The sequence below is a fragment of the Bacteroides cellulolyticus genome (genome assembly GCF_025567135.1).
Classification (GTDB): Bacteria; Bacteroidota; Bacteroidia; order Bacteroidales; family Bacteroidaceae; genus Phocaeicola; species Phocaeicola cellulolyticus.
Genome location: NZ_JAOQJJ010000038.1, coordinates 1 through 4293 on the forward strand (window position 1 = coordinate 1; position 4293 = coordinate 4293).

At 34.7% G+C, this 4293-nt stretch carries 3 protein-coding genes; all 3 read left to right on the plus strand.

Annotation, left to right across the window (positions count from 1 at the left end; genetic code table 11):
• The first annotated feature begins 188 nt into the window (after positions 1–188).
• Positions 189–1574, plus strand: coding sequence for a sulfatase family protein (locus tag OCV82_RS15045; protein WP_154045194.1), 1386 nt, complete (start codon positions 189–191; stop codon positions 1572–1574).
• An 83-nt stretch (positions 1575–1657) separates the two neighbouring features.
• Complete coding sequence (locus tag OCV82_RS15050; protein WP_154045196.1) at positions 1658–2590, plus strand: hypothetical protein; 933 nt, start codon at positions 1658–1660, stop codon at positions 2588–2590.
• A 51-nt stretch (positions 2591–2641) separates the two neighbouring features.
• Entirely contained in the window at positions 2642–4150 is a 1509-nt protein-coding gene (locus tag OCV82_RS15055; RefSeq protein WP_154045198.1) for a sulfatase-like hydrolase/transferase, read from the plus strand.
• Positions 4151–4293: the final 143 nt, after the last annotated feature.

The following is a 4293-nucleotide window of genomic DNA, read 5'->3' on the forward strand; positions in this document are numbered from 1 at the left end:
CCCTTTCTCAAGTTTGAGGCGATCAGCCTCACTCAATTCAAGCACTTTTATATGTTTCATGATTCAATTTCTAAAATATCATGAGACAATATTAATAATTTATGCTGAATATAAAAATATTTTAGATCACTTACTTATCGGGTGTATATTTTATATACCTGATATTGTGACTATTAAAATATGATATTATGAGAAATAGTATTTTATTATTGGCTTCGGCATGTTCCAGTGTATTATTAGCTCAGAAACCAACAAATGTTATAATAGTGTTAACGGATGATCAAGGATATCAAGATTTAGGATGTTTTGGCTCTCCGTTAATAAATACTCCCAATATTGACAGGATGAGTTCAGAAGGGATGAGGTTGACGGATTTCTATTCTGCTGCATCTATTTCAAGCCCATCCCGAGCCGGTTTGCTGACAGGACAGTTTAATACAAGAAATGGTGTTAAGTTTGTATTGTTTCCCGGTGAGAAAGGAATGCCAGCAAATAAAATAACTATAGCGGAAGCCTTGAAAGAAAGAGGATATGCGACGGCTTGTTTTGGTAAGTGGCATCTCGGAGATGCAAAGGGACATATGCCTACAGATCAAGGCTTTGATGAATATTTTGGCATTCCTTACAGTAACGATATGTATATAGGCCCTAAACAAGAATTCTCATCTGAAGTTTTATTAAGGGGAAATTATACGATGGAGAAAGCTCTTGAAGATCAAAAAATTGTGGCAAGCACTAAGAACAGGAATGACATAACAGCTAAACTGAGAGGGGTATGTCCTTTATTTAGGGATGATAAGATTATAGAATATCCATGTGATTTGTCAACGACAACAAACAGATATTTCGATTACGCCATAAATTTTATTGGTAAGAATAAAAACAATCCATTTTTTATATATCTGACTCCGCAAATGCCGCATGTCCCTTTGTATGTATCAGAACAATTCAAGGGAAAGAGCAAGCGTGGACTGTATTGTGATGCCGTAGAGGAAATTGACTGGAATATGGGACGTTTGTTAAAATATCTTGATGATAATGGATTGGCTGAAAATACTTTAGTGATTTTTACTTCAGATAACGGCCCTTGGTTGAAATGTAAGGAAGACGGTGGAAGTGCAGATCCTTTAAGAGACGGTAAGTTCTCTTATTACGAAGGTGGTGTCAGAGTCCCTTGTATTATGCAATGGAAAGGTCATATTCCTGCTGGAACTGTAAGTAATGCAATAATTTCAAGTGTTGATCTATTTCCTACTATAATGAAAATTTCAGGTGGTGATGCTAAAGACTATGACCTTGACGGTAAGGATATTTCAGAGTTCCTGTATAATCCTAATACCAAATTGCTCGATGAATATGTATATGTAAAGTACGGACGTATAGCTGGAGTAAGAAAAGGGGATTGGATATATTTGCCTGATACAGGAAAGAAGAAAAAAGAAGAAAAAGATTCACCTGAACTTTTTAATATAAAGGAAGATATAAGCCAAAAAGATAATGTCTATACTAAATACTCTGATAAGATTGTAGAGTTGGACAATATAATGAAATCTTATATAAATAAGACTAAATAACATTGTATTTATATTATAATTTTAATGTTTAAATGAAGAATAGATACACACTTTGTCGTATTTTTCTGATGCTTTCATTAGTTATGAAAGCATCAGAATATCCCTCAATGAGTATAAGAAAGGGGGATATGGAGATAATGTTGTTTTTACCTGACAGTGTTAATAGCTATTATAAGTCTTCACGATTTGATTGGGGAAGTATTCTGGGACAAGTGACATATAAAGGTTGTACTTTCCTGCAGCAATGGAAAGATTATTGTGGACGAGGACCTACTGGCAAACATAATCCGTTAGTGCCAAATTGGGGAACAGGACTTGCTGAGCATTTTGCCGAGGCTTTTGGATATTCAGAAACTAAGGTAGGGGAAAAATTTGTGAAAATAGGTGTTGGAGAATTGTTGAAAGAAAATAATAAACCATACGATTTTGCAAAGCCATATAAAGTTGTTAATACTGGAGTGCGTACTATTAAGTCGGATGATAAAAGTATAAGTATAATTCATAGACTTGAGTCAGAAACAGGTTATAGCTACATACTTGAAAAAGTTTACTTGATAGATGATAATAAACTAATTGTCAAGCATAAGCTTTCAAATATTGGTAAGAAGAAGATTTTTACAGAAACGTATTCTCATAATTTCATACAGTTTAATTATAAGAACTATGATAAGGATTTTGCCATGATATTTACAAATTCAGATATAGATGTGGCAAATGAGAAATGGATAAATAAGAAACGAATGTCTTTTGGAAAGGATAGAATAGACATAGTGCAGGATATAAAAGACTTCAGTCCGGCATTTGGAGCTATAAATGTATTGTCAAATGACAATTCATTTAAGATTGTAAATGAAAGAACGGGAATGTCTGTCGAAGTTGGTTTTGATGTTCCAGTGCACTCGTTTTTCCTTTGGTCATGGCAAAAAGCCTTCTGTCCTGAACCTAAGATTCTTATAAATATTATGCCTAATGAAAGTTTTGAATGGAATTATACATATGAATTTAATGTTAGATAAGTTTGCGATATGAATAATATAAATATAAAGGATAGAATAATTTCGACGGCAATGATTTCGTTATCATTGCCATCCGTTTTTGGACAAAACAATAGTATTGCCCGTCCCAATGTTATTGTAATACTGGCTGATGATATGGGCTACGGAGACGTTAGCGCATATGGAAGCAAAACAATTTCTACACCGAATATTGATTATCTGGCAAAACAAGGAGTATGTTTTACTGACGGTCATTCAACATCTGCCACATCTACCCCTAGTAGGTATGGGTTGTTTACAGGATGTTATCCATGGAAGAATAAGGATGCAAAAATACTTCCAGGTGATGCTCCATTACTGATAAAAGAATCACAGTTTACAATGCCTAAAATGTTTCAAAATGCCGGATATACAACTGCGGCAATAGGTAAGTGGCATTTGGGTATGGGAAATGGTAATGCTGATTGGAATAAAAAGGTGACTCCCGGTGCAAATGAGATAGGCTTTGATTATTCATGCCTGATTGCTGCAACAAACGACAGGGTACCGACTGTATATGTAGAAAATGGATATGTCGTTGGACTTGATCCGAATGATCCTATAAGAGTAAACTACGAAAAGAATTATGAAGGTGAACCTACTGCACTTTCCAATCCTGAGATGTTGAAGATGCATTGGTCGCATGGACATAATAATTCAATAGTAAATGGAATTCCACGTATAGGATTTATGAAAGGTGGTAATTCTGCAAAGTGGGTTGACGAGGATATGGCTGATTATTTTATTGGTAAAGTTAAGGACTTTATTGAAAACAACCATGAAAAACCGTTTTTCTTATATTATGGATTGCATCAGCCTCATGTACCAAGAGCGCCGCATCATAGGTTTGTAGGAAAATCTGGTATGGGACCAAGAGGTGATGCATTGCTGGAGGCTGACTGGTGTGTCGGTGAATTGATAAGAATCCTGAATAAAAATGGATTGCTTGAAAATACATTAATAGTATTTTCAAGTGATAATGGTCCTGTATTGAATGATGGTTATAAAGATGGTGCTGTTGAAATGTTGGGAAACCATAAGCCGACAGGAGAAATGAGAGGTGGAAAATATAGCCTGTTTGAAGCAGGAACCAGAGTCCCGTTTTTTGTATTTTGGAAAAACCATATAAATCCTATTGTTTCTGATGCATTGGTATCTCAAATGGATTTGTTGACTTCTTTCGCGGATTTGATAGATGCGGATATCCCAAAAGATTTGGATTCAGAGAATTTATTGGATGTTTTTATGGGAAACTCTGTTGTAGGTAGAAAAAGTTTCATAACTGAGGCAATGGGAAGACTTGCATATAGGAAAGGAGACTATATGTTGATTCCGCCATATAAAGGAGAAAAAAGAAACCTTACTGGTAATGAACTGGGAATTGTCGATGATTTTTCACTGTTTAACTTGAAGACGGATATCGGGCAAACCAATGATTTATCGGAACAAGAAGCTAAATTGACAAAAAACATGAAATCAGAGTTTCTGTCAAGAACAAAAGGTTATTATAATCCTGAAAATAAAGGAGAAACTTTAAAATGATTATGCTAAGTAAGTGATCTAAAATATTTTTATATTCAGCATAAATTATTAATATTGTCTCATGATATTTTAGAAATTGAATCATGAAACATATAAAAGTGCTTGAATTGAGTGAGGCTGATCGCCTCAAACTTGAGAAAGGG